The sequence below is a fragment of the Acidocella aquatica genome (assembly GCF_030160635.1).
Taxonomy (GTDB): Bacteria; Pseudomonadota; Alphaproteobacteria; order Acetobacterales; family Acetobacteraceae; genus Acidocella; species Acidocella aquatica.
Genome location: NZ_BSOS01000007.1, coordinates 249,026 through 265,315 on the forward strand (window position 1 = coordinate 249,026; position 16,290 = coordinate 265,315).

The 16,290-nt window shown below is 56.5% G+C and carries 16 protein-coding genes; 12 read left to right on the forward strand and 4 right to left on the reverse strand.

Annotated elements, in window-relative coordinates:
• Nucleotides 1-90 precede the first annotated feature (90 nt).
• Complete coding sequence (locus QQJ84_RS03255; RefSeq protein ID WP_284256538.1) at nt 91-477, forward strand: hypothetical protein; 387 nt, start codon at nt 91-93, stop codon at nt 475-477.
• Here QQJ84_RS03255 and QQJ84_RS03260 read toward each other — a convergent pair.
• A complete protein-coding gene (locus QQJ84_RS03260) occupies nt 474-1,427 on the reverse strand; it encodes an acetyl-CoA carboxylase carboxyltransferase subunit alpha (RefSeq protein WP_284256539.1) in 954 nt (317 codons plus the stop codon). The genes QQJ84_RS03255 and QQJ84_RS03260 overlap by 4 nt on opposite strands.
• Before the next feature lie 83 nt (nt 1,428-1,510).
• A complete protein-coding gene (locus QQJ84_RS03265; RefSeq protein WP_284256540.1) occupies nt 1,511-1,759 on the reverse strand; it encodes a hypothetical protein in 249 nt (82 codons plus the stop codon).
• A gap of 152 nt (nt 1,760-1,911) precedes the next feature.
• Here QQJ84_RS03265 and mscL point away from each other — a divergent pair, with 152 nt between their 5' ends.
• The 3 genes from mscL (at nt 1,912) to QQJ84_RS03280 (ending at nt 4,494) form a co-directional block, all read left to right on the forward strand.
• A complete protein-coding gene (gene mscL / locus QQJ84_RS03270; protein WP_284256542.1) occupies nt 1,912-2,370 on the forward strand; it encodes a large conductance mechanosensitive channel protein MscL in 459 nt (152 codons plus the stop codon).
• Nucleotides 2,371-2,683: 313 nt separating this feature from the next.
• On the forward strand, nt 2,684-3,430 hold the full coding sequence (locus QQJ84_RS03275; RefSeq protein ID WP_284256543.1) for a response regulator transcription factor: 747 nt from the start codon (nt 2,684-2,686) through the stop codon (nt 3,428-3,430).
• Nucleotides 3,431-3,567: 137 nt separating this feature from the next.
• The gene (locus tag QQJ84_RS03280) at nt 3,568-4,494 is read left to right on the forward strand and encodes a 2-hydroxyacid dehydrogenase (protein WP_284256544.1); all 927 of its coding nucleotides are present in this window, start codon (nt 3,568-3,570) and stop codon (nt 4,492-4,494) included.
• A 113-nt stretch (nt 4,495-4,607) separates the two neighbouring features.
• On the opposite strand, the gene QQJ84_RS03285 is transcribed toward QQJ84_RS03280, so the two are convergent.
• Entirely contained in the window at nt 4,608-5,774 is a 1,167-nt protein-coding gene (locus tag QQJ84_RS03285) for a LacI family DNA-binding transcriptional regulator (protein WP_284256546.1), read from the reverse strand.
• A gap of 153 nt (nt 5,775-5,927) precedes the next feature.
• Here QQJ84_RS03285 and QQJ84_RS03290 point away from each other — a divergent pair, with 153 nt between their 5' ends.
• The 3 genes from QQJ84_RS03290 to QQJ84_RS03300 are packed head-to-tail and all read left to right on the forward strand — an operon-like array spanning nt 5,928 to nt 8,759.
• A complete protein-coding gene (locus QQJ84_RS03290) occupies nt 5,928-6,827 on the forward strand; it encodes a sugar phosphate isomerase/epimerase family protein (RefSeq protein WP_284256547.1) in 900 nt (299 codons plus the stop codon).
• Between the two features lie 59 nt (nt 6,828-6,886).
• The gene (locus QQJ84_RS03295) at nt 6,887-7,708 is read left to right on the forward strand and encodes a TIM barrel protein (RefSeq protein WP_284256548.1); all 822 of its coding nucleotides are present in this window, start codon (nt 6,887-6,889) and stop codon (nt 7,706-7,708) included.
• Between the two features lie 34 nt (nt 7,709-7,742).
• Nucleotides 7,743-8,759: a Gfo/Idh/MocA family oxidoreductase gene (locus QQJ84_RS03300; RefSeq protein ID WP_284256549.1), complete on the forward strand. Its 1,017-nt coding sequence runs from the start codon at nt 7,743-7,745 to the stop codon at nt 8,757-8,759.
• Between the two features lie 9 nt (nt 8,760-8,768).
• Here the strand turns inward: QQJ84_RS03300 and katG are convergent, their stop codons facing one another.
• Complete coding sequence (gene katG / locus QQJ84_RS03305) at nt 8,769-10,961, reverse strand: catalase/peroxidase HPI (protein WP_284256550.1); 2,193 nt, start codon at nt 10,959-10,961, stop codon at nt 8,769-8,771.
• A 737-nt stretch (nt 10,962-11,698) separates the two neighbouring features.
• On the opposite strand from katG, the gene QQJ84_RS03310 reads away from it, so the two are divergent.
• Genes QQJ84_RS03310 through nuoF form a run of 5 tightly spaced genes read left to right on the forward strand, consistent with a single transcriptional unit; the run spans nt 11,699 to nt 16,290 of the window.
• Nucleotides 11,699-12,085, forward strand: coding sequence for an NADH-quinone oxidoreductase subunit A (locus tag QQJ84_RS03310; protein WP_284256551.1), 387 nt, complete (start codon nt 11,699-11,701; stop codon nt 12,083-12,085).
• 57 nt (nt 12,086-12,142) lie between these two features.
• A complete protein-coding gene (locus tag QQJ84_RS03315) occupies nt 12,143-12,745 on the forward strand; it encodes an NADH-quinone oxidoreductase subunit B (protein ID WP_284256610.1) in 603 nt (200 codons plus the stop codon).
• Between the two features lie 14 nt (nt 12,746-12,759).
• Nucleotides 12,760-14,529, forward strand: a complete 1,770-nt coding sequence (nuoC, locus tag QQJ84_RS03320; RefSeq protein ID WP_284256552.1) for an NADH-quinone oxidoreductase subunit C/D — start codon at nt 12,760-12,762, stop codon at nt 14,527-14,529.
• Nucleotides 14,516-15,016: an NADH-quinone oxidoreductase subunit NuoE gene (gene nuoE / locus QQJ84_RS03325; protein WP_284256553.1), complete on the forward strand. Its 501-nt coding sequence runs from the start codon at nt 14,516-14,518 to the stop codon at nt 15,014-15,016. Before nuoC ends, nuoE begins: the two co-directional genes overlap by 14 nt.
• Nucleotides 15,016-16,290 carry an NADH-quinone oxidoreductase subunit NuoF gene (gene nuoF, locus QQJ84_RS03330; RefSeq protein ID WP_284256554.1) on the forward strand — a complete coding sequence of 425 codons (1,275 nt, stop codon included), beginning with the start codon at nt 15,016-15,018 and terminating at the stop codon, nt 16,288-16,290. The genes nuoE and nuoF overlap by 1 nt, the downstream gene beginning before the upstream one ends.

Consider the following 16,290-nt stretch of genomic DNA (forward strand, 5'->3'; position numbering starts at 1 on the left):
TGTATGGGTTAGGCGTTATGCGGCGCAGCAATACGGCCCCAAAGGCCAGAGAGCAACCACGCCGCCGATGTTAAAACAGGTGAGTGTCTTATGAGCAAAAGCTTTCGCTGGTCAGCCGGGGACTGGATGGGCCTCTGGATGGTGGCAATCCTGGGCGGCGGCGCCTTCGCCTTCCGCCTGCTGGCCATTGCGCCCCGCGCCACAGTGGGCATGTGCGCCGCCGCCAACGCGCCTCCCATCTGCGTCCCGCGCCATGCCGTGCTCACCCTGCAATATTACCAGGGCTTCGGCTGGGCCGCCCTGGCGCTCGGGCTGGCGGCGTTTTTCCTGGGCAAACGCACCCCCGCGGTGCTCGCCCTGGGCATCGGCATCGCCGCGGTGGTCAACTACAACGCCACCACCGGCATCATCGGCGCCGCCTTCGGGCTGGTTACCTGGCTCAGCCTGGCGACCGGGCGGTATGCAGGCAGGGCCTAAAGCCCCAGCTTACCCATCGCTAAAAATTTATCGCGGCGGCGGGCCTTCAACGACTCCGGTGTAAGACCTTTCAGCGGGGCCAGCTGCTGCGCAATGGCATCGCCAAGCGCCGCCAGCGCCGCCTCCGGGTCCCGGTGGGCGCCGCCCAGAGGCTCATGCACGATCTCGTCGATCAGCCCCAGTTTCTTCAAATCCTGCGCGGTGATGCGCATGGCCTCGGCCGCCACCGGCGCCTGCGCGGCATCGCGCCACAGGATGGAGGCACAGCCCTCCGGCGAAATCACCGAATAAATCGCATGCTCGAACATCAGCACCGCATTGCCCGCCGCCAGCGCGATTGCGCCGCCCGAGCCGCCCTCGCCGATAATCGTCGCCACCAGCGGCACCGGGGCGCTCAAACAGCCCTCAATCCCGCGCGCAATCGCTTCCGCCTGCCCCCGCGCCTCGGCCTCGATGCCGGGGAACGCGCCCGAGGTATCAACAAAGGTGAGAATCGGCAGGTTGAACCGCCCGGCCAGCTCCATCAACCGGCGCGCCTTGCGGTAGCCGTCCGGCTTGGCCATGCCAAAATTATGCTTGATCCGGCTTTCGGTGTCGGTGCCCTTTTCGGTGCCGATCACCATCACCGCCTGATCGCGGAACCGGCCCATGCCGCCGATAATCGCCGCATCGTCGGCAAACGCGCGGTCGCCGGCCAGGGGGGTGAACTCGGTAATCAGCGCCGCGATCACCGAAGCTGCCTTCGGCCGCTCCGCATGGCGCGCCACCTGGGTTTTCTGCCAGGGGGTCAGCCGCGCATAGATGGATTTAAGCTGGCTGTCCGCCTTGGCGGAAAGCCGCGCCACCTCATCGGCGATATTAATCTCGCCGGGCTGGGTCATTCGCCGCAGTTCCTCGATCTTGCTCTCGAGTTCGGCGACGGGTTTTTCAAAGTCCAGAAATTGACGCATGGGACCCGGCGTTTAGCACATATCTCAGGCGAGGGAAGCAGGGCGTATGTTTGCCTGCGCGGCCGCCCCGCCAGCCCCGCGCATTATTGCCCACTTCTATCCCAGGGCGCATTGCCCAGATCCACCTGTTTCGGTGTGGTGTTGCTGGCGCTCATCGCCCCTATCCCAGCGCCGATGCCCGCCCCCACAACCACGCCAATCGGTCCGCCGACCAGGCCGATGGCAGCCCCAGTCGCCGCCCCCCCGGCCGTGGTGCCGGTAAGCCGGCCCGTACCCGAGCCGCAACCCGTCAGTGCCAGCAGCAAGCCCAATAAAATGAATCTGTTGCGCATCTCGCCCTCCAAACAATCTCCCCTTGTGCCAGAGCATCCCCGCGCCGGGCAACAACCATCCCAATAACCACCAAAACGAAACATCTGGCGTCCCCGCGCCCCTTCTTTTATGGTGGAGCCGTACCGAGTTTACCCGCGCACGGAGGAATTGCATGTCCGATCTACTAAAAACAAAACTACCCCTTAAAAAACCCGGTTGGGTCGATGATTTCAAAGCCTTCGTCATGCGCGGCAACGTCGTCGATCTGGCCGTCGGCGTGGTGATCGGCGCGGCCTTCACCGGCATCGTCGGCAGCCTGGTGAAGGACATCATCACCCCCTTTATCGGCCTGGCGACCGGCGGCGTGGATTTCTCCAACCTGTTCATCATCCTCAAGGGCGCCCCCGCCGCCACTCTGGCGGAAGCCCAAAAGGCCGGCGACGTCACCATCAACTACGGCATTTTCCTCAACGCCGTCATCAACTTCCTCATTGTCGCCTTCGCGATCTTCTGGATGGTGCGGCTGATCTCCAAACTCTACAAAACCCCTGCTCCAGCGCCAGCCGCTCCCGCTCCCTCGCCGACTGAAACCCTGCTTGGCGAAATACGCGATCTGCTAAAATCAAAATAATTTAATTTCCCGAGGGCGGATCAGCCTGAATTTCCCCAACGGCGCCCCCTCCAGGGCGCCGTTTTCGTATCCGGGCCAAACCAAACCGGCGAATACCGGGGCTGGCGCCATCACCGGCATCTTTTCCAAAATCTGGCGCTTTTTCGCCATTTTTACGGCCTGCGGCGATTCCGGCATCCACCCGCGACGACTCCGAGCGGGCTGGTTTTGTTTATAAATTCTTAATTTTAACACGTTTCACGCGAAGGTTAAACAAATTTATTGACGAATACTTCCTGTAGTTGTATCTCTGCCTCAATGCCTGGAGGTTTAAATGAAAATACTATCTTTTGAGACTGTATCCAATAAAAAAGACTTACTGACCGCATTTCTGCGCTCCCGCCTCGCTATCGTCGATGAAACGAATGACCCTGAGGAAGCCCTCGATTTGGTGAAATTCTACGATTACGATGCGGTTCTGCTCCGCCTGTCGGAAGAGCGCCTGGGTGATTTGGATATTGTGCGTAAACTCCGCCTGGCACGGCTCCGCGCGCCAATCGTGGCTGTCGCCCGCACCATGAACGAGGCAGCGCGGCTGCGCGTGCTGCAGGCCGGGGCGGATGACCTGATCGTCGACGCCCTCTCACATGAGGAAATTTTCATGAAAGTGCAAAACCTCATCCGCCGCAGCCGTGGCTTCCAGGAAAATGCCCTGCGCATCGGTTCTGTTGAAATCAACATGAACGCGAAAAAAATCTACGCGAAAGGCAAGCCCGTCACGTTGACAAAAAAAGAATATCAGATCGCCGAAATTCTGGCCTTGCGCAAAGGCGTGGTCCTGAGCAAGGAGGCCATTCTGGATCATCTTTACGGCGGGCTGGACGAACCAAACCCGAAGATCATCGACGTCTTCATCTGCAAAATCCGCAAGAAGCTCCAGGCGATGGGCGTTGAGGATTTTATCGAAACCAATTGGGGCCGCGGCTACATGGTGATCGACCATCGCCAGGAAATTCAGCCAGACGCCAACCCGCGCACGCTCTCCACTTTGGCAGACACGCACGCCCGGGCGATCGCCTGACCATCTCCTTTAACAGATCATCCCAAAAGCGTAACTTTTAGTTCCTCCGGCAGCACTCCGGCGTTGGTTCAACGCCTCAAGGCTTGGCCCTGTGGTTCAACCTGATTATGGTGGTTTCACTGACAGGGAGGCATAAAATGCTGTTGATCACCCGCAAAACACCACCCGCCGTGGCGATGCGCGCGGCGAGCGAGCACGAAGTTCGGCAGCTTGATCTGGAAGGGGCGTTCAACCCGGCAATGTTGCTGGAAAACCTCGACGGGGTGGATGCAATTTTATGCACACCTGCCGATAAATTCGACGCCGCGCTGATCGTGCAACTTCCCGCAAGCATAAAAGTAATCGCAACCTATAGCGTCGGGCTCGAACATATTGACCTGGCCGCCGCAGCGGCGCGGGGAATTAAAATTTGCAATACACCTGATGTTCTCAGCACGGCCACGGCGGAACTTGCATTGGCCCTGATGCTGATGGCCGCGCGCCGCGCCGGTGAAGGCGAGCGGTTGCTCCGCGCGGGGAAATGGCGGGGGCTTTCACCGACATTTCATCTGGGCCGCGGCGTGACCGGGAAAGTTCTGGGCATTTTTGGTATGGGGCGCATCGGCCGCGAGCTGGCCGGCATGGCCAGGGGGTTGGAGATGCAGATACATTACCGCAACCGCAACCGCCTGCCACCCGAACTGGAATGTGGGTCGATATATCATGGAAATGACTCAAGCTTTCTAGGCGCGCTCGACTTTCTCTCGATCAACGCACCGGGCGGAGATGAAACCTTGCATTGGCTGAACGCCGAGCGGATCGGGATGTTGAAGCCTGGCGCCGTGGTGGTGAACACCGGGCGGGGGAGCAGCGTGGATGACCAGGCGCTGATCGCGGCACTTCGCTCCGGCCAAGTGCTGGCGGCAGGTCTGGATGTCTATAATAACGAGCCCAATATTCATCCCGGATATCTTGAGCTGGAGAACGCCGTGCTGCTGCCGCATATCGGCAGCGCCACTGTGGAGACGCGCGATGCCATGGGATTTTTGGCGCTGGATGGCATAAAAAACGCGCTTGGGATTTGAAGCATCAAACCGTTCTCATTGTCGCACGGGTTGCGGGGAAGCGCCCGGCTCACGAGCCGCACGCCACCAAATAATGGAGAAGCAATAATCGTGTAACATCCCTGCGCTACTTTTCAGAGCGCCATATAATTTTCTCCCCGCATGTTTTCCGGCAGGTAAAGCCGGAACTCGCCTGGCCCAACGCCACTTGCGGATGACTCCGACATTCCAAGCGCCATCAACACATGTTGCAGCGCCATGGTCGCTTGGCCATCAGGGTCCTGGTCAATAACCAGATCCAGAATCCCCAGACGCAGATATTCCTGGTGATCATCGGAGAGTTCATGTGCCACCCAGCACACCTTGCCGTGATCGGCAAATCGCCGCAGCGCGGCCTCAATCCCTGGAGAGCCGCCGCCCGTGTTATAAATGCCGGCAATACGCTCGCCATGTTTAAATGCCTCGCTAACGGCCATATAGCACCTGTCTGAATCGTCGCTGGTTTGGCCCGGCAGATGCTCGCAGCGCAAATGCGCAAAGGCCTCGCCCATGATGTCAGTACAACCAGTAACGCGTTCAAGATGCCCGCGATAATCCGCGCGGCCGGACAACAAAAGAACGCGTCCAGGTTTGTGGCAGAAACGCCCGAGCAGATAGCCGGCGGTTCGCCCCGCCGCATAGTTATCAATACCAACATAGCGCGCCTGCGCAAGTTCCGCGACATTGGTTACGACCATGGCAACATGCTCGCCGCGCGCCAATACTTCTTGCAACGCGCACCGCATCGCAATTGTGTCCGGTGCTGCTATAATCAGACCTTGCCGCGGATAGGGGCACCGCAACACCGCTCTAATCATCGCGGCTTCATCCTGCTCAGGCAAAATTTTCCGGTGCACAACAATGCGCTTGTTCAGCAACGGAATTGCGCGCTGCAGCGCCTGATTAAGCCTGCGAAAAAACGGCGTTCCGTTATCGGGCAAAAGGATATCCAAATGGATCAACCCATGCCCCACCTCCGGCAGAACGCGCGGAATTGCAAGCTCCTTCGCCGCGGCCACCACGTTGGCGCGCGCACGGGAAGACACACTGCCACGCTCATTGAGCACCCGATCGACGGTTGACGGGCTTACGCCGGCCAATGCTGCAATATCTGTAAATCGAGCCGTCTTTTTGCGCCGTGACGACGTTTCCACCCGGCCCCCTCCTCCGATATTGATAATCAGCGCCTCAACCTTTTGATCTCTTGCGCTTTGAACCGCCCCGGTGGCGGATGTTCTCTGGCGGGTCATAATACCCGGCATCAAAACGCCCCTCACCCGCCAGCACGCATTATTTTGACGATTTATCGTCAAAATAGCAACTGCAAATGCGCCCTTCCATCCCTAAACTCAATTCAATCGCACAGGTGAACCGCCAGATTTTTATCTGGTGCGGCACAAAATTAGGAAACGACGATGAAAATTGCGCTTGACCCATACATGCACCGCCACCTCAGCCTGCCGGAAATTGCGCGCAAGACCGCCGATCTCGGATACCGATACATCGAGCTGTCCCCGCGATGCGATCTTCTGGATTGGTGGGTGATGCCACGTGCCTATCCTGAACGGATAACGGAGTTTAAGCGCGCAATGAAAGAGAACAGCGTTGAACTCGCCACGCTTCAGCCGATGTATCGCTGGTCCAGCCCCTTCGAAGACGAACGGCAGGCGGCAATCCGATATTGGAAAAAAGCCATCGAGGTCTCCCTGGAACTTGGCTGCGACACAATGATCTCGGAGTTTGGCCGCGGCGCGTCGCCTGATCGGACGCAAAACCATGCGCCCGGCGTCAACAATCCTGAATTATGTGAAGCTGCGTTCTGGCGTTCCATGGATGAACTCGTGCCCATCTTCGAACGTGAAAAATTAGTTTTATCCATCGAACCTCACCCCGAGGATTGGATCGAGGACTTCAATCAAGCGCTTGACATTGTTCGCATGATCGGATCGCCACAAATTAAAATATCATACATTTCGCCTCATACATTTTACTATGGCGAAGACATGGCGGCGATGCTGCGCCGCGCGGCCCCTTGGCTGGCGCATGTGCGGGTTGCGGACACATTCAACCATAAAGCGTCATCTGGTTTACGCTATATCGTAAACCCCCCGGGCGCACAGGTGCGGGTGCATCAGCATCTCGATATCGGCCAGGGCGAGATCGACTGGGACGTCTTCTTCAATACGCTGGCCGAGATCGGTTTCGACGGTGTTTTGTCATCCTGCGTGTTCGCGTGGGAAGAACGTGCCGACGAGTCCTCAAAGTTTATGCTCAGCGAAATGCAGCGCTACCTCGACAAATATCGCCGGGGCTGAAGCCCCCGGCGAGAGCAACTCTTTATTTTTATCAACCAAAAGCAAAACTGGTTCACCTCATGTCACATAGCCTCGAATTCTCCATCAACCGAATCAGCGCCCCCCGCTTATCATTTCCTGATTTTCTTGCCATGTGCGGCCGGCTCGGCGTATCGAACATCGAGATTCGCAATGACCTGAAAAACGTCGAAATCGACGATGGCAGCGACGCCCGGCAATTGCGGGCCGCCACCGCCGCTGCCGGCATCGCGATCCGCTCGATTAACGCCCTGTACCCATTTGATATCTGCGACGCCGGCCTGGAACAGCGCGCGGTGCAACTGGCCGCCTATGCGCAGGAATGTGGCGCGGAGGCTCTGGTGATGTGCCCCCTCAATAGTCGCGACGACCACCGGAGCGCCGGCACGCGCTACACCGATCTTGTGCACGCGCTAAAGACTCTGCGGCCCATTCTCGATGATCATGGAATCATTGGTCTGGTCGAGCCACTCGGCTTTGAGGAGAGCGCTCTCCGACACAAGCCCGAGGCTATTAAGGCAATTTTCGAGGCTTCCGGCGAACGCCACTACCGGCTGGTGCATGACACTTTCCACCATTTTCTCTCCGGCGATGAGACGTTCTTTCCAGAACTAACAGGCCTGGTGCACATCTCGGGGGTCGAGGCGCCCGATCTCAGCCCTGAGCAAATGCGCGATGGCCACCGTGTATTCGTAGGTGCGGCCGACCGGCTTGGCAACATCGCGCAGCTTCGTACCCTGCTGGCTTGCGGCTACACCGGGCCAGTCTCCTTCGAGCCATTCGCGGAGCAGATCATGCGCATGGATAACACCGAGGCCCTGTTGAGCGGCAGCATGGCCTATATCGGCGCGAACCTGGCCTGAGACACTCGCTTCAACCAATTGGAAATATGATAAAATGACACTTCAAATCGGTGTAATCGGTACAGGCGCAATCGGCCAGGACCATATTCGCAGACTTACCCAGACCCTGTCAGGCGCGAAGGTGATCGCGGTCAACGACATCGACGCGCAACGCGCGCGCGGCACAATCGCCAAATACGAACTTGACGCCAAATTGCACGAAGACCCGCACAGCCTGATCGCAGATGCGGGCGTCCAGGCGGTTTTGGTTACCTCATGGGGCCCTACGCATGAGGCGTTCGTGCTCGCGGCCATCGCACAGGGTAAGCCTGTATTCTGCGAGAAGCCGCTTGCGGAAACCGCCGCTGGCTGTCTGCGAATCGCGGATGCTGAGCAGGCCAGCGGCCGCCGCCTGGTGCAGGTCGGTTTCATGCGGCAGTATGACAAGGGCTACCGGGCACTGCGCGAAGTGATCCGCAATGGCGGCATCGGTGAACCGCTGATGTTACATTGCGCACATCGCAACCCAACGGTAGGCGAGAGCTACACGGCAAGCATGGCCATAACCGACACATTGATCCACGAACTCGATGTGCTGCGCTGGCTGCTTGATGATGACTACATCTCCGCGCAGGTCGTCTATCCGCGCAGGACGCGCAACGCCCATGCCGGGTTAGCCGACCCACAAATCGTGTTGTTGGAAACGGCCCGTGGGGTTCGCATTGACGTTGAGGTATTCGTTAACTGCCAATACGGATACGACATCCAATGTGCCGTGATAGGCGAAACCGGCACGGCAAGCCTGCCGGAGCCGTCGAGTGTGCTACTGCGCAGCGAGGCAAGGGTCTCAAGCCGCATTCTAACAGATTGGAAAGAGCGTTTCATAGATGCCTATGATTTCGAACTTCAAGCGTTCGTTGACGGGGTTAAAGGCCGCGGGCTGAGCGGGCCAACGGCCTGGGATGGCTATGCCGCCGCGGTGGCAGCCGATTCCTGCCTGCTGGCGCAGAAATCAGGCAAGGTTGAAACCATAGCCATGCAGAAACGCCCGGCGTTTTACGCGCCAGATTAGCGCCTTTACCTATTCGTCAAAGCGATCAGCATTCATCACCTTGTTCCAGGCCGCCGCAAAGTCTTGCACAAACATCTGCTGCGCGTCGTCGCACGCATACACCTCCGCGAGGGCTCGAAGCTGAGCGTTTGAACCAAAGACGAGATCAACCACGGTGGCGGTCCACTTGACTTCACCTGTCGCCCGATCATGCCCCTCAAACACACCTTCCGATGCGGTGGATTTTTGCCAGTTCGTTCTCATGTCAAGAAGATTCACGAAGAAATCATTGCTCAATGTCTCGGGCCGTCCGGTGAAAACACCATGCTTCGACTGCCCGGCATTTGCCCCCAGAACACGCATGCCGCCAATGAGAACCGTCATCTCAGGAGCCGTCAACGTCAGCAATTGTGCTTTGTCGATCAGCCGTTCAGCGGCAGTTCCCTCCTCCCCCTTGCGGATATAGTTGCGAAACCCATCCGCTGTTGGCTCCAGCACGGCAAAAGAGTGTACATCGGTCTGTTCCTGCGAGGCGTCCATGCGCCCCGGCGTGAATGCAATTTTCACATCCTCACCAGCCTTGGCCGCGGCGGCCTCTACAGCCGCGCAGCCGGCGAGAACGATCAGGTCGGCGAGCGAAACCTTTTTGCCGCCCGCCGCCGTGCTGTTGAACGCCTTCTGGATCGCCTCCAGCCTCGGCAAGACCTTTGCCAGCTCAGCCGGTTGATTAACCTCCCAATCCTTTTGCGGCGCCAGGCGAATGCGGGCGCCATTCGCGCCGCCGCGCTTGTCGCTCCCGCGAAACGTCGCGGCCGATGCCCAAGCCGTCGTGACCAGTTGCGAGATGGACAACCCGGCCGCGAGAATCCTGGCCTTCAGTGTGGCAATGTCCTGTTCGTCGATCAATTTATGATCCACGGCCGGTATGGGATCCTGCCATAGCTGCGGTTCGGCGGGAACGAGCGGGCCGAGATAGCGCGCGTGCGGCCCCATGTCGCGGTGTGTCAATTTAAACCACGCCCGGGCAAATGCATCCGCGAATTGATCGGGATTTTCGTAGAAGCGCCGGGAGATTTTTTCGTAGGCAGGGTCAAACCGCAACGCGAGATCGGTTGTCAGCATGGCCGGCGCGTGACGTTTTGAGCGGTCATGGGCATCGGGGATCGTACCCGCGCCAGCCCCCCCTTTCGGCTGCCACTGGTGCGCTCCCGCCGGGCTCTTGGTCAGTTCCCATTCATAGCCAAAGAGGTTCCAGAAAAAATTGCTGCTCCACTTCGTGGGCGTGGTGGTCCAGGTGACCTCCAGGCCGCTGGAAATCGCGTCAGCGCCTTTGCCTGTGCCAAAGCTGCTTTTCCAGCCAAACCCCTGCTCCTCGATACCGGCCGCTTCCGGCGCGGGCCCCACCAGCGCCGCATCGCCGGCCCCGTGGGTCTTGCCGAAGGTATGGCCTCCGGCGATGAGTGCCACCGTCTCCTCATCGTTCATCGCCATGCGCGCAAAAGTCTCACGAATATCACGCGCCGCGGCGAGCGGGTCCGGGTTGCCGTTCGGGCCTTCCGGGTTGACATAAATCAGCCCCATCTGCACGGCGGCAAGCGGATTTTCCAGATCCCGGCCTGCGGCGTGGCGTTTGTCATCCAGCCAGGCCGTCTCCGAACCCCAGTAGATATCTTCCTCGGGTTCCCATATGTCCACACGCCCGCCGGCAAAACCGAACGTCTTGAACCCCATCGACTCCAGCGCGACGTTACCCGCGAGAATCATAAGGTCCGCCCAGGAGATTTTGCGGCCATATTTGCGCTTGACCGGCCAAAGCAGCCGGCGCGCCTTGTCGAGATTGACATTGTCAGGCCAACTGTTGAGGGGGGCAAACCGCTGAGCGCCGGAGCCAGCACCACCGCGGCCATCGCTAATGCGGTACGTGCCAGCGCTGTGCCATGCCATTCGTACAAACAACGGCCCATAATGGCCGAAATCAGCGGGCCACCAGTCCTGCGATTCCGTCATCAGCGCATGGAGATCCTTGATAACGTCATTCAGCTCAAGCCCCTTGAACGCCTCGGCATAGTTGAACGCCTCGCCCATGGGGCCCGACTTGGCGGAATGCTGGTGCAAAACGCTCAACTTCAGTTGGTTGGGCCACCAGTCTTGGTTCGATTTGGCCCCAATTGTCATACGCCTGGAGGCCCCGCCGATCACAGGGCACTGGTTGTCGCTGTCCATGTTCTCTCCGTTCAGGTTTCGCATTCTATCTTTCGTGAACAACTTCCACGCTCTGGAAAATATGACCCAAAATCGCGTTTGTAAGTCACCGAATTAACCAGATTGGGCCGGCCGGATACATCTTCAAGGATTGTTGGCCTTGCAAGGGGATCAACAATCACGTCTGGACGGTCCCACATGGCTTTTCTCCGGTAAAATTTTCCGCCCCGAAGGATACATTGTCAATATATGCGCCTCACTTGTGATGAAGACGTAAAAATCCGCAACGCCACCCGAGGCCAAGCCGCCGTATATTGAGAGGAGCCCGAATTTAATACACGAGCGGACTATATAATTAACTATAATACAGTTACAAATGCTTTAAGCCGACGAAGCCACGGGAACAGACGTGATGCCAGAGTACACTTTAGGCGCGAACATTAAACGGCACGGCGCCCGATTTTGAAATAGGCTGCGCGCAAAACCGCCAGGAGCCAACGCGCTCACCAACACTGCCTGCCAAACCTATTGCACACCAGAACATAACGCCCCTGTTTCGCTTCGCATCCGTGCCGCGGCATGGCTCCCCCACAATAACTTCAACAATTTCTTGACATTATACGGAAATACGCGTAGCCAATGTTGCTACTTCGCCCGTAGATTTGTCTACCGGTTCCATACAGATTGAGTATGGGCGGCAAAGTTTTAACACGTGGTTTTTAGATACGCGATTTGGAGCTCAGCAAGTGGGAGCGACATTGCATATTTGGATTCTGGCCCTGTATTTTGCTGCCGTTCTTGCGCTTGTTACCGCAATGATCGGGAGTTCATTTTTTCTTGGTCAGCGGCACATGACACGTTCCACCGCGCAACCGTTTGAAAGCGGCATGCTCCCGCTCGGCGATGCGCGTCTGCGATTTCCAATCCAGTTTTACCTTGTAGCCATGCTATTCGTACTCTTCGATTTGGAAAGTGTGTTTATTTATACATGGGCAATCGCCATCCGGCCTGCCGGGTGGAATGGCTATATTGCCATGCTTATGTTCATTGGCGTTCTGTTAGCAGCGCTTGGCTATTTATGGCGCCTCGGCGCGCTGGACTGGGGACCAAAATCGCGCCTGCGCCCACTGCCCGCGCCACGGTGAAGCGCCATGCCCTTCCCGCCTGTCAAAACAAACAACCAGGCAGCCAACGCTGGAAGCATGGACGCCGGCCCGCAAAGCACATTTACCGATGCCGTCCGCCGCAATCTGGTGCTTGGAAAATTACAGGATTTGGTGGCATGGGGCCGCAAGAACTCACTCTGGCCTTTCAATTTCGGACTTTCTTGTTGTTATGTCGAAATGGCAACCTCATTCACCAGCAAGTTCGATATCGCGAGATTCGGATCGGAAGTATTGCGGGCGACCCCGCGTGAAGCAGATGTGATGGTTATTTCCGGCACCGTATTCATAAAAATGGCGCCAGTCATCAAGTATCTTTACGAACAGATGCTGGAACCTCGCTGGGTAATCTCGATGGGAGCGTGCGCGAACTCTGGTGGAATGTACGATATATATAGCGTGGTCCAAGGTGTTGACACATTTCTCCCCGTCGATGTTTACGTGCCAGGTTGCCCGCCCCGGCCCGAGGCGCTGCTTGAGGGACTGATCCTCCTCCAAAAAGCCATCGCCAGCGATAAACGCCCGCTAAGCTGGATTGTCGGACCGCAGGATGTTGTACGCGCGCCACGCCCGAGTATGCGCGATATAAAGCGCGATATACGGCGGCAAGCCACAACACTTATTCCACCCGATCGAATTTGAACAACAGGTGGAAAATGCTCCAAGAAAAATCTCAGATTTACGAAGATAAAATCATAATTGAAGAACTTTCAAAACGGTTTGCATCGCGTTTTATTACGCCACAACCAACCAGTGATAGCATACCCACAATTTGGACAGATTCCACTCATCTGCGTGAGATATTGAATTTTTTGAAGTCTGAAATTCCTGCCCCATATCGCATGCTCTACGACCTGACAGCGCTTGATGAACGCACCAGAACACATCGCGGCAATCAACCGAAATCTGACTTCACCGTCGTCTATCATCTACTGTCATTTTCCAGAAACCATGATATACGCATCAAAGTCGCACTAATCGGCGAAGCTCCCGCCATTCCCAGCGTTACCAGTTTATGGCCAAACGCCAACTGGTATGAGCGCGAAGTATGGGACATGTTTGGTATCACCTTCACAGGACACCCACACCTAACCCGCATATTGACACCACCAAACTGGACCGGCCATCCGTTACGCAAAGACCACTATGCGCGTGCAACAGAGATGGATGTTTACGATCTCACTGAGGAAAAAGAGTTCGCCCAGCAGAAGGCGCTGGAATTCAATCCCGAGCAATGGGGCATGGTGCGTCACAGTAAGTCCAGTGACTTTATGTTTCTCAACATGGGGCCGAACCATCCCAGCGTGCATGGTGTTTTCCGCCTCGTGCTTCAGCTCGAAGGCGAAGCGATCGTCGATATCGTGCCTGAAATCGGTTTCCATCATCGCGGGGCCGAGAAAATGGGGGAACGGCAATCCTGGCATAGCTTTATTCCCTATACAGACCGGATCGACTATTTGAGCGGCGTAATGAACAATTTTCCTTATGTGATGGCGGTGGAAAAGCTCGCCGGAATCGACGTGCCCGCCAGGGCACAGGTCATCCGCATCATGCTCGCCGAATTATTCAGAATTGCCAGCCATTTGGTTTTCTTCGGCACCATGTCACAAGATGTCGGCCAGCTTTCTCCCGTCTTCTATATGTTTACCGACCGTGAGCGCGTGTTCGAAATCATCGAGGCTATATGTGGATTTCGGATGCACCCGGCCTGGTTCCGGATCGGTGGCGTTGCGGCGGATCTGCCGCAAGGCTGGGATAGGCTGATCCGCGACTTCTGCTGCTATTTACCGAAAAGACTCGATGAATATGTAAAACTCGTAATAAAGAACCGTATCTTTAAGGCACGCGCGGTTGGTATCGGCGCATATACATTAGACGAAGCAATTGACTGGGGCGTGACCGGCCCAGGCTTGCGTGCCTGCGGAATGAATTGGGACTACCGCAAAGCCCGGCCGTATTCGGGTTATGATCAATTCGATTTTGATATCCCGATCGCCAGCCACGGCGACTGCTATGACCGCGTTATCGTGCATGTCGAGGAGATGCGCCAAAGTTTACGGATCATCCGCCAATGTCTTGAGAACATGCCTGGTGGCCCATACAAATCTGATCATCGTTCAGCAACGCCTCCCAGAAAGGAGCGAACGATGCACGACATTGAAACATTGATCACACATTTTCTGAATGTGAGCTGGGGGCCAGTGATCCCTCCTGGAGAAGTGTGTTGTGCAATAGAAGCAAGCAAAGGCATGACCTCGTATTATCTTACCAGTGACGGCGATACAATGTCATACCGTACACGAATCCGCACACCCTCATTTCCACATCTGCAAATGATCCCACTGATCAGCCGCGGCAGTTTTGTCGCCGACCTGATCGCGCTGATCGGCAGCATCGACTTCGTGATGGCCGATGTCGACCGCTGAATCAAAAACGGGCCTCACGGCCACCGAGCGTAGCAAGATCGAGATGCTATCCCAGCACTACGAGGATAAACGTTCTGCATGCATTGAAGTGCTGAAGTATGTGCAAGGCCAGTACAGGTGGATTTCGAATCATCATCTTAGTGAAATTGCGGCGTTATTGAATATGTCGCGCGCCGAGCTCGAAGGAGTTGCAACATATTACAATCTGATATTTCGTCAGAAAGTAGGCGAACATGTGATATTTCTATGCGATAGCGTTTCATGCTGGATCATGGGCCGGGATGTAATATGCGAGCATTTGCGCCGGCGGCTAGGTATTGAACCTGGCGAGACAACGGCGGATGGTGCTTACACATTACTGCCAATCGTTTGTATCGGCCATTGTGATCATGCGCCCGCAATGCTGCTGGATGATGAGCTTCATGGCGATCTCGATATAAAACGCATTGACGCACTCCTTGCCAGCCCAACGGAACGGGGGCTCTGATGGAAACACCACTGACCGGAAATATCCACCCTGGCCGCGAGCCGTTCCAAATCGCGGATTACATGAAGGCAGGCGGTTATCGCGCGATGCGCAAATCGCTCAGCACAATGTCCCCCGCAGATGTGATCAGCGTCATCACAAAGTCAAAATTACGCGGGCGCGGGGGAGCAGGATTTCCAACTGGCGTTAAATGGAGTGTCGTACCCAGCAAGGAAACCTCTCCTGGGCCGCGGTATCTGGTCGTCAATGCTGATGAAATGGAGCCCGGAACATTCAAGGACCGGTTGCTACTCGAAGGCGACCCTCATCAGTTAATTGAAGCAATCATCATTGCCGCTTATGCGATTCAGGCGAATATTGCCTATATTTTTCTGCGCGGTGAATATCATTTGGCGGCGCGTTACCTACAGCAGGCCATCGGAGAGGCTGAGGCTCAGGGCTATCTTGGCCGGAATATCGTTCACTCAGAATTTGACCTCTCCATTCATGTTCATACCAGTGGCGGACGTTACATTTGTGGCGAGGAAACCGCATTGCTGACAGCGCTGGAAGGAAAACGCGCCATACCTCGCGCTAAACCTCCTTTCCCGCAAATAAGCGGTCTCTTAGGCAGGCCAACGGTTGTAAATAATGTAGAGACACTCTGTAATGTTCCACATATCATCAACAATGGAGTCGATTGGTTTACCAAGCTCGGAATAGGCGACGATGGTGGTACGAAAATTTATGGAGCAAGCGGCCATGTCCGCCGCCCCGGCGCCTGGGAGCTTCCTCTCGGAACACCATTGCGCGAAATTATTGAAATCCATGCTGGCGGAATGAGGGACGGATACGAACTTCGCAGTGTTTTGCCTGGTGGTGCATCAACTTCATTTCTTATGCCCTGCGATCTTGATGTGGCAATGAACTATGCCTCTGTCGAAAAGCTTGGCAGCCGGCTTGGCACGGGTGCCGTTATCATACTCGATCAGAAAACCTGTCCCGTCGGGATGATCCATAACCTGGAACATTTCTTCGCTCAAGAATCCTGTGGTTGGTGCACGCCTTGCAGGGAAGGACTGCCCTGGGTGGAGCGGCTACTCTCGGCTATTGAGGCTGGGGAAGGTGAGACCGATGATCTCATGGTTCTTGAACAACATGTCGGCTTGCTCGGACCAGGACGGACTTTCTGTGCCCATGCGCCCGGTGCGATGGCACCACTTGCCAGCGGATTAAAATATTTTCGTGCCGATTTTGAACAACACATTCATGAAAAACATTGTCCGTGGAGCTGA